A 17,328-nucleotide genomic window follows, 5' to 3' on the forward strand; every position below is an offset into this window, starting at 1 on the left:
TTAAAGAAAACCTTTTTCGGCAAAGAAGCCGGCAAAGGTTTTCTTTTTATCCTGGTTGCCCTCCCAGCTATCCTTTATTAGAAAAGTCTCTTTTTTTATGGTATATTTACTCGTAAACTTCTGGAAACAGCCCGGACATGCAGGCCGTTATTGCCCTTTACGGAAAAAGCTATTGCAGCCTTCGGCCATTCCGTGCATACTTTGTAAAAAACATATAACTTCTATATAATTTAAATAACATATAAGAACGAAAGAGGTTGAATATTTTGAGTGAAAATACACCAAACGCTTCTAATTTTATTAAGACGATCGTCAGCGATGATCTGAAAAGCGGAAAATATGATGAAATCATCACCCGTTTCCCTCCAGAGCCGAATGGATATCTCCATATCGGCCATGCGAAAAGCATCGTTTTGAACTTCGGTTTAGCAGATGAATTCGGAGGAAGCACAAATCTTCGCTTCGATGATACAAACCCTCTGAAAGAGGACCAGGAGTATGTAGACAGCATCAAAGAAGATGTGAAGTGGCTGGGCTACGAGTGGGATAATCTCCTATTCGCATCCAATTATTTCGATATCATGCATGAAAAAGCCGTTCTATTAATTAAAAAAGGACTAGCCTATGTCGATGATCTATCTGCTGATGAAATCCGCGAATACCGTGGAACTCTGACGGAGCCTGGCAAGGAAAGCCCTTATCGCAGCCGCACGGTCGAGGAAAACCTTGAGCTGTTCACTCAAATGAGAGAAGGCAAATTCAGCGATGGCGAAAAAGTGCTTCGCGCAAAAATAGATATGGGCTCGCCGAACATTAATTTGCGTGATCCGGTCATCTACCGTATTTCACACACTTCACACCATAATACAGGAAACAAGTGGTGCATCTACCCAATGTATGCGTTCGCCCACCCATTGGAGGATGCCATTGAAGGAGTGACCCACTCCATCTGTACATTGGAATTCGAAGATCAACGCCCACTTTACGATTGGGTTGTTGAGCAATGTGAAATGGAACATACGCCCCATCAATACGAATTTGGCCGCTTAAATCTGACAGACACCGTCATGAGTAAGCGCAAGCTGAAACAATTGGTCGATGAAGGCATTGTCGATGGCTGGGATGATCCGCGCATGCCGACCATCTCCGGTCTCCGCCGCCGCGGTTACACACCGGAGAGCATCCGTACATTCTGCCGCGAAATCGGTGTAAGTAAATCCTCCGGCGTTGTGGACGTACAAATGCTTGAGCACTTCGTCCGTGAAGATTTGAAGCTGAAAGCACTTCGTACTATGGGGATCGTTAAGCCGTTGAAGGTTGTCATCACGAACTATCCGGAAGGCGAAGTTGAAATGCTTGAAGCGGAAAACAATCCGGAAAATGAAGAAATGGGTACCCGACAAATCCCATTTTCACGTGAAATTTACATCGAACAAGATGATTTCATGGAAAACCCGCCGAAGAAATACTTCCGCTTATTCCCTGGAAACGAAGTTCGCTTAAAGCACGCTTATTTCATTAAGTGTGAAGAAGTTATTAAAGATGATGAAGGCCATATTATCGAGATCCATTGCACATATGATCCAGAAACAAAGAGCGGCTCAGGCTTTACAGGGCGTAAGGTAAAAGGGACATTGCATTGGGTGGAAGCCACTCAAGCTGTACCTGCTGAATTCCGTCTCTTTAACCCTCTGCTTCAAGAGGATGAAGAAGCCGGCCAAGAAGCAGAAAAAACATTCCTTGACCAAGTCAATCCACATTCACTTGAAATTCACCAAGGGTTTGTTGAACCAAATATGAAGGATGCGCAGGCCGGAGATAAGTTCCAATTCTTCCGCCACGGCTACTTCAGCGTAGATCCCAAACTGACTACGGAAGAGAAACTTGTTTTTAACCTGATTGTTTCATTGAAAAGTTCATTTAAACTGTAAGATATTTGAAAGGACCTGCACCTCAACATCCGGTGCAGGTCCTTTATTATTTATTTTTATTCGGTTTTGTAGCTCAATAGGTTTGTGAAAATCCGATAGGCTCCAGGCACTTGCTCTTGTATTTGCCGATAGAAAACCAAGCTCGTATAAATATAGGTGCCTTTGCCATAATCAGCAACTAAGATTCCGCTGTCAAACGGAGCTTCATTCGGATCATTCATTCTGACGACTGATTGGTAATGGGCGTCCCACTCCATCGGGAAATAAAGCCCCCGTTCTTGAATCCAGCCAGACCAATCCTTGTCAGTAATTTGGTTAGGGAAATGGAACAAGCTGCTCTCGGGTTGGAGCACCGTCACCTTTGCATTTTCATCCGTTACCCTGTAATCAATAGATGGATTACCTATTTTCAATGCATAAGGAGCGGATTTAGCTGTATCCCATTTATCCGCAGGCTTATGGTATTGCATCACAACATGGCCACCATTTTGGACATATGCCAGCAGCGCTGCATTATTGGCCAGGAGGTCAGCCCTTGATAAATAAGCGCGAATGCCGACCACTATCGTGTCATATTGCTGCAAAATCGGTGCCGTTAAGTCTTTTTCAGTTAATTTCACCACATTTAATCCTGCCTGTTGAAGATGCTCGGCTACCTTGTCAAATCCGCTGTCAATATAACCTATTTTTATATTTTGAGGCTTCTTTAACGGGAAGGCTTCTACCTTTGATGAACTATTTTGCACATAATAGCGGGTGCCGATGTGATCATACTTTATTTCTTGCACGTAGGCTGTTTGCTTTTGCCCATTCATATTCATTGCTGCATGTATGCTTACCGTTCCTTCCTTTACATCTTTAGGAGGATATACAGTAAAGCGGACTTGCTTCTCTTCCAGTTGTTTATTGAATGCAACCTTTTGCTGGCGTGGTTCGATTCCCCAGCCCTTAGGGACTTCGAGAGTAATGGTCCCTTCATTCCTTCCGGTTGTATAATTCTTAGCCTTCACATCGACAATAAACGAATTGGCTGGGTTTACTGTATTCAACATCATGCTTTCCGGAAGGACCTGCACACTGGCTTCCGGCAAAACAGCAACTGTACCATCAACCGGGTATGAATAGGAATTCTTCGTTCCATTGATTGAATAAGTCACTGTTGCTGAAATGGCCGATTCTTCATATGGATGATAATAGGTAGCGGTTGTAGGCACTTCGACGGTAAATTGGACCTTTTTCTCTTTTCCAAATGCTACATCACCCTGTTTTTTACTAGTTGGCTGCTTCCAGCCTTTCGGTACATTCAGCCGGACAGAAACATCCTTTAGTTTAACTTCCCCTTTATTTTTTATAGTAATGGCTGCCGTTTCCTTCTTGCCTCTATTAAGCAATAGATGATCAAGTTTTACTGCAACATCCACCTGGGATGCAACGGCGCTGACTTCAGAGAGCTGCTGTTCTTTTATGGACAGTTTACTGAGGAGATTGGCCTTCAGGCTGCTGTTCAGACTAGCTTTTGCAATGGTGTTCTTTAATGCAACTGTATCTCTTAGGGATTGATGGGTTAGTGGTAAGATTTTTTTTTCATTGTGATAGGATGTAATGATTTGATTGTACTGCTTCTGTAATTGCTGCAGTTTCGATTTGAGGTGTTTTTGGGCGGCTGGCAGCTCGTTTGCCCATTCCGATAGGTTATAAGGTACGCCCTTGAATAGTGTGTCATTCGTTCCTGCGCCATTCGATTTTTCAAGTTCCAGATAAACCTGTCTCGGTTCTGCAGGGATTTTGGAGCCCATTCCCTGGCTTTTATGGAGAAAACGGGATTCTTCACCCAACTGTGGATAGGTCATTCCGTATATGGAATCCAGCATCCCTATTTCCAATGAAGTCGTCGCTTTTTCCTTCGATTCAGCTGACAAGTATAGTTTTTTCACCTGCCAGGCTGTCAGGCCTTCCTTTAACTGCTGCGGAAAAACAGTAGGATCTGCTGCATCGGCAAACGCCTTTTCTGTCAATATGGTCATGGTCCGGTGGTGGCCATGCTGCGTGTTATCATTACGGAAAGAAGGCATGATGATATCCGGTTTATACGTTCTAATGAACCTGATTAAGCGTTCATATACAACCTCCTCACCCCATTTGGATAGAGTCTCTTCTGGCGTTTTGGAAAAGCCAAAGTCATAGATAGGGTCAGAGGTCGTCTGGCTGAGATGGTATGCTTTTACACCTGTGATCTTCGCAGCCTCCTTCATTTCATATGTGCGGATAATACCGAGGCCGTTGCCCAGTTCATTTCCGATTTCATTCTGCCCTCCTTCGCCGCGATTGGCAATTAAACTAGCCGTTTTTACGCCCAGTCCTCTTGATAAATACGCTAATAAGTCGCTTCTTTCATCATCCGGATGGGCCCCTGTATTCAAAAAGGTGACGGTCGTTTCCAATGGTTTAATGGCATTCCACAATGCTACGTTTTCGTTCCTTTTCTCAGCATGGGACAATTGGGGCAAATACCCCAAAACTAAAATGATCGAAAGGATAAAACCTATTATCTTTTTCATTTTCCCACTCCTTTTGAAAGTATGTTCAACCAAGGGAACAATCAAAAAGTGCTGGATATTAGCTTTATATTGTGATCTTTATTACTGCCTATGACAGTCCCATTAGTCGGCTTGCAGCGCTAACAAACCCCGTTGGATAATATAACTGATCGGCTGCTTATCACTGGTCAACAGCTGAACCTTCGGATACTCCTCTTTGATGGCGTTGATGACTGTATCGCGTACATAATCTATATGCTGCAAAACACCTCCCTGAAGAATGACCCGGCAAGGCAGATCAGTTAATTCTGCTTTTTTTAAAGCATCCGCTAATAAATCGGCTAATTCTGCACTCGCCCGCTCCAGTATATTCTTACTTAACATGTCGCCTTCCCTGAATGCCTCCGCTACAACCGGCGTTATGCGGCTGACTATATTGGCCGAACTTCCTTCACTGTAAACCCAATTATAAAGTTCCTCTACATGATCTAAAGATAAGAATCGAAGTATTTTGGTTAGTAGAATTGTCTCAGCACCGCCCCGGTCATACTCTTTCAGCAATGTCCCCACTGCTTCTTTGGCAATCCAATATCCGCTTCCTTCATCACCGACTTGATGCCCCCATCCGCCGGCGCGTGAAATAACACCTTTTCCGTTATGGGCATAGGCAATCGAACCGGTTCCCGCAATTAAAAGGGCACCTGGAGAACGGCCGGTTGCTCCTAATAATGCAGACAAACAATCATTTTCTATAATGACTTCCCGGACGCTAACCTGCAGCCGCGCCAAGGTTCCTTCGATCATTTCAGCCACCATCAATCGATCTTTTTCTGTATCAATCCCTGCCATCGCAAAAACGGCCCGTTTAATGACTGTTTCTTGCTCGGCAGGCACAACGGACTGAATTAAATCAAACAGATATGTTCCGGCCGTTTTGATGCCTACAGACTGATAATTTGTTGCTCCTGTCACGGCTTGTTTGAGGATATACCCATATTCATCCGTAATCACTGCTATCGTTTTCGTGCCTCCGCCATCGATTGCCAAAAGCGGTACTTCTTTTTTTATCATCTCAATTCATCCATTCGTCTATTATTCTTTTTATAGTTGTTTGCGAATCCATCCAGTTTTTTTTGATCAATGTACATTTCTTCACCAATTCTACATGTTCCCTTTTTTTAGATTCGATTGTCGATTCCATTACGGTGAAATTCGGTCCGCCTTTCAGCTTTCTTACTTGAATAAAATAATGTGGATCTAACACCAGCTTAAATTGCTTTTCAGATAATAATGACTTTTTCCCAGCCAGTGCCTGCAATTGTTCATTTAAAACCGACAGCGTTAAATCTGATAACCGTTCTTTGCCTTTTCCAACGACAGCTTTAACGGCATTGCTTACTGCTTCGTGTGCCTGCCTGAAGGATAACCCATCAACTCTTACAAGCGTATCCGCTAATTCAGTTACATTTGCAAAGCTGTCCTCAGCCCTTTTGCGCAGCTTTTCTTTATCCACTTCCATCGTAAGCAATACATATGAGCATAATTGAAAGACCCCGGCCAATTTGTCGATTCCTCTCCATAAATATGGCTGTAAATCATCCTCTGTATCGACAATATCTCCAAAAGGCGTATTGTGGACCATCAGCAAAGCGGTCTGCATATCGCCGGAAACACCGGACAGGATAGCTCTCATATGTTCCATACTGACAGGATTTCTTTTCTGGGGCATGATGGAGCTGATTTGGACATAAGGAGTGGCCAGTTTGACTGCCCCGTATTCCTGGGTGCCCCAGAGCAGGAAATCCTGTATGGACCTTCCCAGGTGGACTGCCGATAATTGGACTGCTGCAGCCGTTTCTGTAAGATAATCCGCCCCCGCTACTGCATCCCATGAATTTTCTATCATCCTTCCAAATCCAAGGAGCGTCTGCATTCTATATCGATTGATAGGAAAACCTGAGGTTGTTAAAGCCGCAGCTCCCATACTACTGCTGTCTACAGTGCTTAAAGCAGCAAATAGCCTATGAATGTCTCTCGATAGAATGTCTGCCATCCCGCTTAAATAATGGGCCAACGTTGTCGGCTGAGCTTGCTGTGTATGTGTATAGCCCAGCATGATTGTTTTTTTATGTGTTTCCATCAATGTGATGATCGATTGGTAAAAGCTGACCGCTTTCTCTATTAATGTAATCAATTTTTCCTTCAATGTCATTCGGTAAATAGCAATGCCCATATCATTCCTGCTTCTGCCGATGTGAAGATTTCCTCCAATGCTGCCTGCCTTCTCCAGCAATTCAGATTCCACACGGAAAAACAAATCTTCAAATTTCGGATTGTAAAGTGTCGATTGATATTCTTTTCCTTCCAATTCTCTTAGAGCAGCTGCAATTTTTTTGGCGTCCTCATTCTTGATGATCCCTTCCTCTGCAAGCATGATTGCATGTGCATAATTGATATTCATCATATGGACGATAAAATGGCATTTGGCTTCATCGTATGCAGGCTTAAGCACTAAATCAGAATACGTTTTGGATGGAAATAAACTCCCGTCCTCCTGAAAAATAGCTTCTTTATCCATTTTCATTCCATCACACTCCATTCCGCCGCTTCATTTCCCTTAAATGGCTGAAGCAGTCTGTTTACCTGTTAGTTTTTGCGATATGAACAAAACACCAATGATTAAGATGACTTGCAGCACTCCATACGCGCATGCTGTTCCGAATTGGAACGCATACATCTTTTGAAAGATGGCTACCGATAACGGCATAGTGGAAGTACTGTATATCAGAATGGAAGCGACGAATTCACCGATGCCCTCCACGAACGCCAACAGAGTTCCTGCCAATATGCCGGAGAGAGCCAAAGGAAAGACTACCTTTCGGAATGAATACCACCATGTGGCCCCCAGACTTCTTGCTGCTTCCTCGATTGATGGGTCCATTTGTATGAGGGCTGCAGATGTTGAACGGAAGATGAGAGGAAGATGCCTGATGAAATAAGCAAGCGGCAATATCCAAAAGGTTCCGATCAACACTTGATTGAAGCTGAAAACGGAAGGTTCACTGAACGCTGCAATTAAATTAACAGCCACTACTGTCCCCGGCAACGCCCATGGAACCATAATGAGAATATCCATTATTGCCTTGCCCTTGAATTTAGTCCGGACAATGGCATAGGCTGCTGCAACCCCAAAAAGAATATTCCCTATAGTAGCAGCAAAGCTCATCTGCAAACTGTTCCAAATAGGACGCCATGTTCTTTCATCTGAAAACAATGCCTTATAGTGGTCGAATGTATAAGTCGGCGGAACAACTTGCGTCCTCCAGTCGCCATCGACAGAGAATGATATTAAAACCAACACAAGGATCGGCAATGACAATATACAGACGCCTAAAAAGGACAAAACGATGCTTATGTATTTCATGGTTTTCGATCGTATCTCTGTCCTGTGTACGGCCATCCCCTTACTCTGGTTTTCAAAGTTGCGTTTGCTTTGGTACCATCTCATGATAAGCAAAAAAGCAATCGAAACAAGCGATAGGATAGTAGACTGAGTTGCTGCCATATCTAAATTCCCATTTGTCCTAGACAAGTAAATTTGCATCGTCATTGTACGTTCAACACCAAAAATGAGAGGTGCTGTATAAGATGCCATTGAAATCATAAAAACAAGGAGTGCCGCGGCGATCATAGCAGGGGTCAGCATCGGCAATATGATTTTCCTCCATATCCTGAACCGGTTGGCACCAAGTGAAGTGGCAGCTTCTTCAAGAGATGGATCGAGCCCTTTTATGGCAGCTGATGCAGTTAAATAAAAATAGGTATACATGGTAAATGTATGGACAACGATTACGCCCGCCAATCCATCCAAAGCGAACGGAACTTTCTCCAGATGGAATAACGATTGGATGGCACGCGGAATGATTCCACTCTCGCTGTATAGAAATGTAAAAGAAAGTACGCCGATTAGCGGAGGCAGCGCCATTGGTACAAGAACGAGCACAGACAAAATACCGCGCCCCGGAAAATCGTAGCGTTCCAGCAAGAATGCCATAGTTATGCCGACCGCTGCGCATGCAATGACGCTCAAGATGGATAGATAGACACTCGTCCAGAGAGACTCCAAGTTGGCCATGTTTTCTATATTAAAAAAATGGCGGTAATTCTCTGCACTCCAAAACCCATTGGAATGAACACTCTGCACAAATGTTTGATAAAAAGGATAGACCACATAACCTAATAGAATAAGAAATAGAGGGGCAACAAGGACATAGATAAAATAACGCGACTGCGAAAAACGCCCTTTCTGCCTCTGAGCTTGGCCTGATTGATTCAACTCTCCACCTCCTTTATTTTTTTATGAAATATACACTATCTTCAGGAAAGGTTACTGACATACTGTCCCCTATTCTATATACATCCCTTCCCTCATTGATTGTCATCACTTTAACGGAGTGTCCGCCAATATGCACAACGTAATTAATGGTCATGCCAGTGAACTCAACGAGCCGAACTTCTCCTTTGAGAGAACCAGATCCTTCTTCCAGCAGGATGGCTTCAGGGCGAATGGCAAGAAAGACATTCTCTCCTACTGCAAACTCAATGCCTTCTGAGGCGTTTTTTCTAAAGCCGCTTATTTGAATCCCATCCGCTATTTCAACGATGGCATGAGAGTCTGTAAGCTTGGCCACACTTCCCTCTAAAATATTGGATTCACCAATGAAGGAAGCAACAAAGTGGTTGATCGGTTTATTATAAATTTCAAAAGGAGTGCCGACCTGTTGGACAATTCCTTCATTCATGACCATAATCCGGTCAGACATCGTCATGGCCTCCGTTTGGTCATGCGTCACATAAATGGTTGTCACGCCTAGTTCAACCTGGATACGCTTAATCTCAACTCTTGTTTCTTCTCTAAGCTTGGCGTCCAGATTGGAGAGTGGCTCATCGAGCAATAATATATCCGGCTCAATGACGAGGGCGCGGGCCAATGCGACTCTTTGCTGTTGCCCTCCTGAAAGTTCATTGATTTTCCTTGATCCATAATTCTGCAGGGATAATAGCGCTTGTGCTTTTTCAACTTTCCCCTTGATTTCTGGCTTGCTGAATTTCCTTACCTGCAGACCGAATGCAATATTTTCGAAAACGGTCATATGGGGAAATAGGGCGTAATTTTGGAAAACCATCCCGATATTCCTCCTGTTAGGCTGGAGATTCGTCACTTCCGCTCCATCAAAGTAAATAGATCCTTTAGTAGGATAATAAAACCCTGCAATCATTCTTAATGTAGTTGTTTTCCCGCATCCGCTCGGTCCCAGGAAGGTGAAAAATTCCCCAGGATGAATATCAATATCCACCTCTTTCACTCCACTTGATGGACCGAAATTTTTTGTCACTTGTTCTAGCCTGACTCCCTTCAACCTAAATCCCCCCATTCTCCCTTTTATAAGATATAAAAAGGGAATGTTCAGCTGCTAGCACTGAACCTTCCCTGCAAATAGTATCTCCGGGTTATTTATTCGTTTTAATTTTTTGGTCCCAATGCTCCATCCATTCAGCTTCTTTTTCGGCCATGACTTTCCAATCTACATCTAGTGCCTTCAAATCTAACTCCTTGTACCAGTCAGGCATTTTACTAGTATCAATATCCGATCTGGTTGAAATTTGATAGAGATCTTTCGCCAATGTTTCCCTTGTTTTCAAATCAAATAAAAACTCATAAAATAGTTTGGCATTTTTCATATTTTTAGCATTCTTGATAAGCCCATCCGCATCCACAAGAATCGGGGCCCCGCTCTTTGGGTATACATAATCGAAAGGCTGGTTATGTTCGTTTTTCTGAAGGAGGATATCCTGAAGGTTCCATAATGAAATTAGCCCCTCTTGCCGAGTAATTTTTAAATACAAATTAGTAGGATCCTGTGCGTAATCCTTCGTATTTTTTTCAAGCTTTTTCAGCCAGTCATAACCTTTTTCCGGGTTATCGGCTCCTTGGCGATAAATCATCGCAGAATAAATGGTTCGCATCGTGCCTGATGCCATTACACCGCGGATGATAATTTGGTCCTTCCATTTTGAATCCAGCAATTCATCCCAATCCTGTGGCGCTTCTTCTTTTTTGAGTTTATCGCTGTTATACATGATGACTTCCAGCAATAGCATTTCGCCGTACCAACGATTTTTTTCATCTTTATATTCAGGTTTTATATTCGCATCAAAACTAGCTTTATACGATTCCAACAAATTTTCATCTGCGGCAGTCATAAAAGATGATTGAGTGCCTCCCCACCAAAAATCTCCCTGCGGGTTTGATTTTTCCCCGCGGACACGTTCCAGAATTTGTTGCGCACCCATTGTTAACACATCCACCTTCACATCCGGATATTTCTCATTGAACAATTTAACGACTTGATCGACTACCGTTTGATCCCTGGCCGTATAAATGACCAGCGATCCGCTGTTCTTTGCCTTCTTTTCATCTGTCTCCTTCGTTTTCTGCCCGTTTGAACAGCCTGATACAATTAATAAACAAATAAGGACTGCCACAATAAAATAGTTTTTCTTAAACATCGAATACCTCCCCTATTTCATTCATTTATGATTAAAGCCCGCTTAGTATATAGCCTGAGCGCTAGTTGGATGCTTCCATATAAGCCGGCTTTAAAGCCTAAATTGGTTTTCTCAATTTTGGGGCAATGCGGCAAAAATTCATGGAGATACTCTATGAATCTTGCATAATAAAACTCGTTTAAGTGTATAAGTTCTCCGGACAGAATAATTCTCTCTGGGTCAATCATACTCGCAATATTTATAACCGCCCTTGCCCAGCTGAAGACCACCTCATCGATATACAAAGCGATTTGCCTATCATTGGTCCGCTGAAGCTGTTCAATAGCGGAAGTATGGTCATCATAAGGAAATCCAAGCATGGCCTGCCTTTCTTTCAACCTCATAAGCCCGTAATTGGATTCAAAGAGACCCATCTTCTTGTGCCTTCCTTCCAGGTCGCCAATCACCATATGGCCAATCTCTCCAGCTGCAGAATAAGAACCTCTGTATAGATGCCCATTAATAATTAGTCCTGCCCCTATCCCATTCCCAACAAAGACGTACACCATATTTTGAAGACTTCTTCCCTTTTCTTTCCGGCATTCCCCAAGCGCCATCATGTTCACATCATTTTCTATGCTGATATCCTTGGACAGCCGGCGTTCCAGTTCTGACTTTAAATCCAATCCTCTCCAATTAATTCCGGGCGAAAAATCTAGTGGGTCATGCATCCCTGATAAAATGCCCGGCAATCCAAGAACCATTCCTACTATTTTTTCACATTTGATTTTTTGTTTCCCCAGCAAAGAGAAATAGCCTTTTTCTATCATTTCAATCAAGTCTTCCCCTTCAGCGGGCAATAAAAAAGAATATGTTTCTTCTTGTATCCAATTGCCGCACATATCTGCTAACACCATGAATAGTCGATTATTTTGGAACATGGCGCCCACAACAAAATGGGAGGTGGGATTGAATGCCAGAAGGATTGGTTTCCTTCCTCCGGAAGACTTTCCTGTCCCTGTTTCATAGACGATCCCTTCCTTGATCAATTCATTTACAAGCTCAGATACGCAAGGCTTGCTTAGTTTCGTTTTTTTGGAAAGGTCCGCTCTTGATTGGTTGGGGCGCTCCCGCAATTCCTGGATCAACAGCGATTTATTTAGCGCCTTCACCATCTTAGTGCTTCCTTTTTGGCAGCCTCGTTCCACATGCTTCCCCTTCCTTCATTCGTTAGTCAGCCTAACAAACTTAGAATCTGTGAGTCTTTATCCTGAAAGTCGTTATATGGTAATTTATTTGAGTTTCTTCTTTGTTATTCATTGATTTCCTAAAAAGCTCCCCTCTCACACTAATTTGTTATATAATGTTATTTTAGGAAAGCAAAATGCAGGACAAAAATATTCATTATCGCAAGAAAGGATGGAATCATCTTGAAGAAGTTTTTTGCTAATTATAAAATGACGATTATTTTGCTTCTTGGAATCATCCTTGGCGGAATTGCAGGGGTGGTGTTCGGTCCGAAGGCCCATGTGGTACAGCCTTTTGGGGATTTATTCTTGAACCTGATGTTCATGCTAATCATCCCGCTTGTGTTCTTCAGCATCGCTTCAGCTATCGCCAATATGACTGAAATGAGACGCCTCGGAAAAATTATGGGAAGCATTATACTTGTCTTTTTCATAACCGCTTCCATTTCCGCTATATTGGGAGTTGTAGGTGTTTCCATCGTTAACCCGTTGGAGCATACCGATGTTTCCGCCATCAAGGATTTAATGACATCTGTCGATCCGGCTGAACAGCCCGAAGATATGTCATTCCTTGCCCGTGTAGTACAAACATTTACCGTAACGGATTTTTCATTGTTGCTGTCTAAAAGCAACATGTTGCAGTTGATTATCTTCTCGATCCTTTTCGGTTTGGCTACAGCCATGTCTAAAGAAAAGGGAGCTCCGGTAGCAGCGTTCCTAGCATCAGGAACAGAAGTGATGATGAAAATGGTTTCCTTCATCATGTATTATGCTCCGATCGGTCTAGGCTGTTATTTTGCATCTGTTGTCGGCGACCTCGGAGCCTCTATTTTAGAAGGATATGCGAGAACGTTTGTGTTATACCTTGTTATATCTGTCATCTATTTTATTGGCTTCTTTACGCTTTATGCGTTTTTTGCAGGTGGAAGACTCGGCGTATCAGTATTTTGGAAAAATGCTTTGCCTCCATCTGTAACAGCTATCGCCACATGCTCAAGTGCTGCTTGCATCCCAGTTAACTTAGATGCGACTAAGAAAATGGGGGTTACACCAGATATTGCCGAAACGGTTATACCGCTCGGCGCCAACATCCACAAAGATGGCTCTGTCGTCGGCGGCGTGATGAAGGTTGTCTTTCTGTTTGCCTTGTTCGGCAAAGATATGACCAGCGTCTCCAGCATTCTTAGCATACTTGCCGTTTCGTTTCTCGTAGGGGCCGTAATGGGGGCTATCCCTGGCGGAGGAATGATTGGAGAAATGTTGATTCTCAGCATTTTCGGATTCCCTGCTGAAGCATTGCCGATCATCGCTGTTATTTCTACCATCATCGATGTTCCGGCTACTCTGCTAAATTCGACAGGCAACACTGTATGCGCCATGATGGTCACTCGTTTAGTAGAAGGAAAAGATTGGCTGAAAAGAGCCATGTCACATGCATAAAAAAAATGGCTCACATTGAGCCATTTTTTTTATTTAATCGCAACTTGATATTGTTTATTATGCTGATTTTCTTTATAAAATTGGACCATTGACGGCACTCCGTCCTTGAAATCTGGACAACTGATTCCCGCATCGGCTAAATCGGCCACAGCCTGTGACGCATCGAAATTCCCCTTCCAGGTGAAATAATCAATGGTTTCCTTTTCTGTATGGAGAAATTTGCGGAAAGGCGCAAATGAAAGAAATGTCCTGCATATTGAAAGCGGCAATGTTCCTTTCGGTTTTTTTCCGTACATTTCAAGAGCAAACATTTCATATATCTCCGTTGCGGAGTAAGGATTCGGATCCGTCAAATGATACGTTTTTCCTGCTGCCGGACCGTATAAGGCCAAAAAAGAAACCGATTGGATGATATAATCGACAGGCACAAGATTTATTTTCGAGGTAGATCTTCCGATATACGGCACGATAGGCAACCATTTTTTCAATGACCTTAGCGTATTCAATATAAAGTATGGACCGTCAAATTTGACTGTTTCACCGGTTACGGAATGCCCCTTCACTATTCCTGGGCGGATAATGGTAACTGGAACATCACTTTTCAGTTTCTCCACCAAAACTTCTGCTTCATATTTTGTTTCTTCATAATAATTTTTGAAAGCCGGAGGCCTGACCAACTCATTCTCCTTTAAAAGGCCTTCCCGCGTCCCAGCGACATAGGCAGTACTGAAATACACATACCTTTTTACATTCTGAAGGCTAAGAACCCAGTTATTCACATTGTCAGTGCCCGTTACATTGACAAGATAAGCGGCATCTTTCGGCACAGCCAAATCGTATATGGCAGCCAAATGGAAAACATGCGTCACTTCCTGGAATTGCCCCGTTTGGCCAAGATTCAGCCCGGGTTTTGTTATATCCCCCGGGACGACATGCAATGAGCCTTCCAGCAGCTTAAGTTCCTTCTCCATTCCTTTGGCATCTTTCTCTGCCTTTTCAACAAAGGCTGGCAATGCCAATAAGTAAGCCCGTTTAAACTGCTCATCATTCCTAATCAGTTCTTTAATCAATCGTGTAGCAATGAATCCCGGAAATCCAGTAACGAAATATATATGCTCCATCCATTCTTCTCCCCCTAGCAAATCACTGATATTCTGATGATAATACTTTCTTCAGGAAGCTCCGGTAATCCTTCTTTCTGTCGATTTTCACGCCCGGGTGAATCGGCTCCACATATTCAGCCTGCTTGTCTCATATATTAATCACATAAAAGTCCAAAGGAGAAAATGACCATTATGGAAGCTTGGATTATTCAATTAGTCGAACATTACGGGTACTTCGGCATTTTCATGCTGATCGCCATAGAGAATATCTTTCCGCCGATTCCATCTGAAGTAATCCTTACGTTCAGTGGATTCATGACCAATAGTACTACACTGACCATCACAGGCGTTGTCCTCATTTCTACCGCCGGCTCTGTGATCGGGGCAGTTATTCTTTACGGAATTGGGCTAGCGCTGGATGTAGAAAGAATGGGGAGTGTCATTGACCGATATGGAAAATTTCTGAGGCTATCACGGGATGATTTAACTAAAGCGGACAACTGGTTCCAAAAGTACGGCATTTGGACTGTCCTCTTCTGCCGCCTAATTCCGCTTATCCGCAGCCTGATTTCCATACCAGCCGGGATGTCGCGCATGAATTTTCCCTTATTTCTACTCCTCACAACAGTCGGGACACTCATTTGGAATACCGTATTAGTCCGCTTGGGAGCCGCAGTAGGGTCGAATTGGCAGGACATCGTGGCATATATGGATGTCTTCTCTACTGCCATCTATATGTTGATCGCCGTTCTTTTCTTTCTTGTTTGTATCTGGTATTTCCGTAAACGGGGAAACAAATGAAAAAGAGTGGCGCTAACCACTCTTTACTCTAAAGGGACCAATTCCAACCCTCGGGATATAAGGCCCTCCGTTCAGCCCGATAGGCCCAGGAACCGGTAGGAAAATCAGAAATAACCGCTTCGAACACTACTTTTTCCGACTTTGAATGTTCCACCTCAACGATGTGGCTTTCCTTTCCTCCTTTTAGGAAACCGAAACTGATTAATACATTTCCTGATTCATTCAAGAAGCGGGCGCTTCCGATAATATTGGTGAAATAATTTTCGCCTCGGCTTTTTCCATATGACCAAACGGTTTCAATCTTTTTTTCCTTTTCATTGATCCGATAATGCACAGCCTCGCTATACGTTTTAGAAAGGTCTTCATCGCCTCTGCTGACAGCCACGTTATTGTCATATACAAGCAAATCAATGGTATCTTCATTTCCGTCAAGGTCCGGCAAAATAGCAGGCGCATGCTGGCCCCCCGGATATTTAAAATCTGCTTCCTCTGATGTAAGCAATAAATCTCTGTATTCGCTTGGCCAACCTTCCCCGTCTGCCAAAATCCATTTGATTTGACCGCTCTCATAATCAATCTTCATGATAGTGTCTTGATTTCTTCCAGAAACGATGAGGCTCTTGTCGCTTTCATCATAGACGACTGCGTTTTGGTGAAACCAATCGATCTTGCCGTCATCCCTTTTTGTACTGGCGTAATTTGTATAAAATGATGCCGGCAATAACTCCTTTAAATCGATTGTTTTAACGGTCTTGCCTGAATGGCGGTCAATCTCTATCATTGTATCTTCCACATAGCCACTTCCATCATTGATCGTCAACAACAGATTTCCTGAAGGCAATTCGATGGCGTCATGGTGGATGACCGTACTCTCCACCCCTTCAGATTCCTGTATAGAAAGCTCTTTCCCCATGGAATACACATGATATAGTTTTCCGGTATAGTCCATTTCGAGCAGCTCATTGTACGTGTCCCCATCATTGCTATCCTTGCTCAGAAAAAGAATATGGCCATTGGAAAGTTCCTGAAGGACATGGCTGTTGTAGCGGGTACTATACCACCGAATTTCCCCTTCCCCATCGAATCCATATGAATACTTTGTGCTGGAAATAGCGAATGTCAAATCGTTTTCTGCAGACTTAAGTAGGTCCTGATTCTTTGTTTTGATCGTGACAGAAGGCAGTTTATCCGGCAATTTATCCGTCTGTATCTCCATATTCTTGACTGATACTCCGCCTGATTCAGAAACGGCTTTCACTTCTATTTGATTATTATAGTCTGCATAAAGGCCTAATATAGGTATTTCATGCTCCCGTGAAAAACCTTTGAATGTCTGCGAAATAGATTGCCCTCCTTTTTTCCCTTTAACCGTAATGGTAATCTGTGCTGGTTCATCTGTCCCGAAAACAGCTATAGCAGCCAATGGGGATGTTCCATACGGGTTCAATTGAACATAGGGGCTATCTAGTGTGCTTCCCTTGCTTTTCTTCTGAATCAACGTTTCCACTTTTTTTTGCTCTTCAATCAACTTCGTATTCATAACAGCTTCCCTATCTTTTCCTTCCTTGTCTGACTCCACGGCCCCTTCATCACCAACAGATAGAAGAAGAAGCGCCGCAAACAAACAAACAGCCAGTATATTTAAAGCCAACACTCGCTTCCTTTTCACTTCTAGTCACCTCTTTCCTTTCACTATAGGAAAGAGACTTGAATGAATTGA

General features: G+C 43.2%; 12 protein-coding genes. 3 read left to right on the plus strand and 9 right to left on the minus strand.

Features of this window, described 5'->3' with window-relative positions; all coding sequences use genetic code 11:
- The first annotated feature begins 266 nt into the window (after nucleotides 1-266).
- Nucleotides 267-1,931 carry a glutamine--tRNA ligase/YqeY domain fusion protein gene (locus tag ABC357_RS19705; RefSeq protein WP_412889300.1) on the plus strand — a complete coding sequence of 555 codons (1,665 nt, stop codon included), beginning with the start codon at nucleotides 267-269 and terminating at the stop codon, nucleotides 1,929-1,931.
- Between the two features lie 56 nt (nucleotides 1,932-1,987).
- On the opposite strand, the gene ABC357_RS19710 is transcribed toward ABC357_RS19705, so the two are convergent.
- From ABC357_RS19710 to ABC357_RS19740, 7 genes are all read right to left on the minus strand, one after another.
- Entirely contained in the window at nucleotides 1,988-4,489 is a 2,502-nt protein-coding gene (locus ABC357_RS19710; RefSeq protein WP_412889301.1) for a PIG-L family deacetylase, read from the minus strand.
- 102 nt (nucleotides 4,490-4,591) lie between these two features.
- The gene (locus tag ABC357_RS19715) at nucleotides 4,592-5,539 is read right to left on the minus strand and encodes an N-acetylglucosamine kinase (protein WP_412889302.1); all 948 of its coding nucleotides are present in this window, start codon (nucleotides 5,537-5,539) and stop codon (nucleotides 4,592-4,594) included.
- A gap of 1 nt (nucleotide 5,540) precedes the next feature.
- A complete protein-coding gene (gene argH / locus ABC357_RS19720) occupies nucleotides 5,541-7,052 on the minus strand; it encodes an argininosuccinate lyase (RefSeq protein ID WP_412889303.1) in 1,512 nt (503 codons plus the stop codon).
- Nucleotides 7,053-7,085: 33 nt separating this feature from the next.
- The gene (locus ABC357_RS19725) at nucleotides 7,086-8,804 is read right to left on the minus strand and encodes an ABC transporter permease (RefSeq protein ID WP_412889304.1); all 1,719 of its coding nucleotides are present in this window, start codon (nucleotides 8,802-8,804) and stop codon (nucleotides 7,086-7,088) included.
- 13 nt (nucleotides 8,805-8,817) lie between these two features.
- Nucleotides 8,818-9,888 carry an ABC transporter ATP-binding protein gene (locus tag ABC357_RS19730; RefSeq protein WP_412889305.1) on the minus strand — a complete coding sequence of 357 codons (1,071 nt, stop codon included), beginning with the start codon at nucleotides 9,886-9,888 and terminating at the stop codon, nucleotides 8,818-8,820.
- A gap of 91 nt (nucleotides 9,889-9,979) precedes the next feature.
- Nucleotides 9,980-11,038: an extracellular solute-binding protein gene (locus ABC357_RS19735; protein ID WP_412889306.1), complete on the minus strand. Its 1,059-nt coding sequence runs from the start codon at nucleotides 11,036-11,038 to the stop codon at nucleotides 9,980-9,982.
- A 17-nt stretch (nucleotides 11,039-11,055) separates the two neighbouring features.
- Nucleotides 11,056-12,192, minus strand: a complete 1,137-nt coding sequence (locus ABC357_RS19740) for an ROK family transcriptional regulator (protein ID WP_412889307.1) — start codon at nucleotides 12,190-12,192, stop codon at nucleotides 11,056-11,058.
- A gap of 255 nt (nucleotides 12,193-12,447) precedes the next feature.
- Here ABC357_RS19740 and ABC357_RS19745 point away from each other — a divergent pair, with 255 nt between their 5' ends.
- Complete coding sequence (locus tag ABC357_RS19745; protein WP_412889308.1) at nucleotides 12,448-13,704, plus strand: dicarboxylate/amino acid:cation symporter; 1,257 nt, start codon at nucleotides 12,448-12,450, stop codon at nucleotides 13,702-13,704.
- A gap of 29 nt (nucleotides 13,705-13,733) precedes the next feature.
- On the opposite strand, the gene ABC357_RS19750 is transcribed toward ABC357_RS19745, so the two are convergent.
- Nucleotides 13,734-14,825, minus strand: coding sequence for an SDR family oxidoreductase (locus ABC357_RS19750; protein WP_412889309.1), 1,092 nt, complete (start codon nucleotides 14,823-14,825; stop codon nucleotides 13,734-13,736).
- 174 nt (nucleotides 14,826-14,999) lie between these two features.
- On the opposite strand from ABC357_RS19750, the gene ABC357_RS19755 reads away from it, so the two are divergent.
- Nucleotides 15,000-15,608, plus strand: a complete 609-nt coding sequence (locus tag ABC357_RS19755) for a DedA family protein (protein WP_412889310.1) — start codon at nucleotides 15,000-15,002, stop codon at nucleotides 15,606-15,608.
- Between the two features lie 28 nt (nucleotides 15,609-15,636).
- Here ABC357_RS19755 and ABC357_RS19760 read toward each other — a convergent pair whose 3' ends face one another.
- Nucleotides 15,637-17,277: an aryl-sulfate sulfotransferase gene (locus ABC357_RS19760; protein WP_412889311.1), complete on the minus strand. Its 1,641-nt coding sequence runs from the start codon at nucleotides 17,275-17,277 to the stop codon at nucleotides 15,637-15,639.
- Nucleotides 17,278-17,328 lie beyond the last annotated feature (51 nt).

Origin of the sequence: Bacillus kalamii (genome assembly GCF_047238185.1) — a bacterium.
GTDB lineage: Bacteria > Bacillota > Bacilli > Bacillales > DSM-1321 > Bacillus_AD.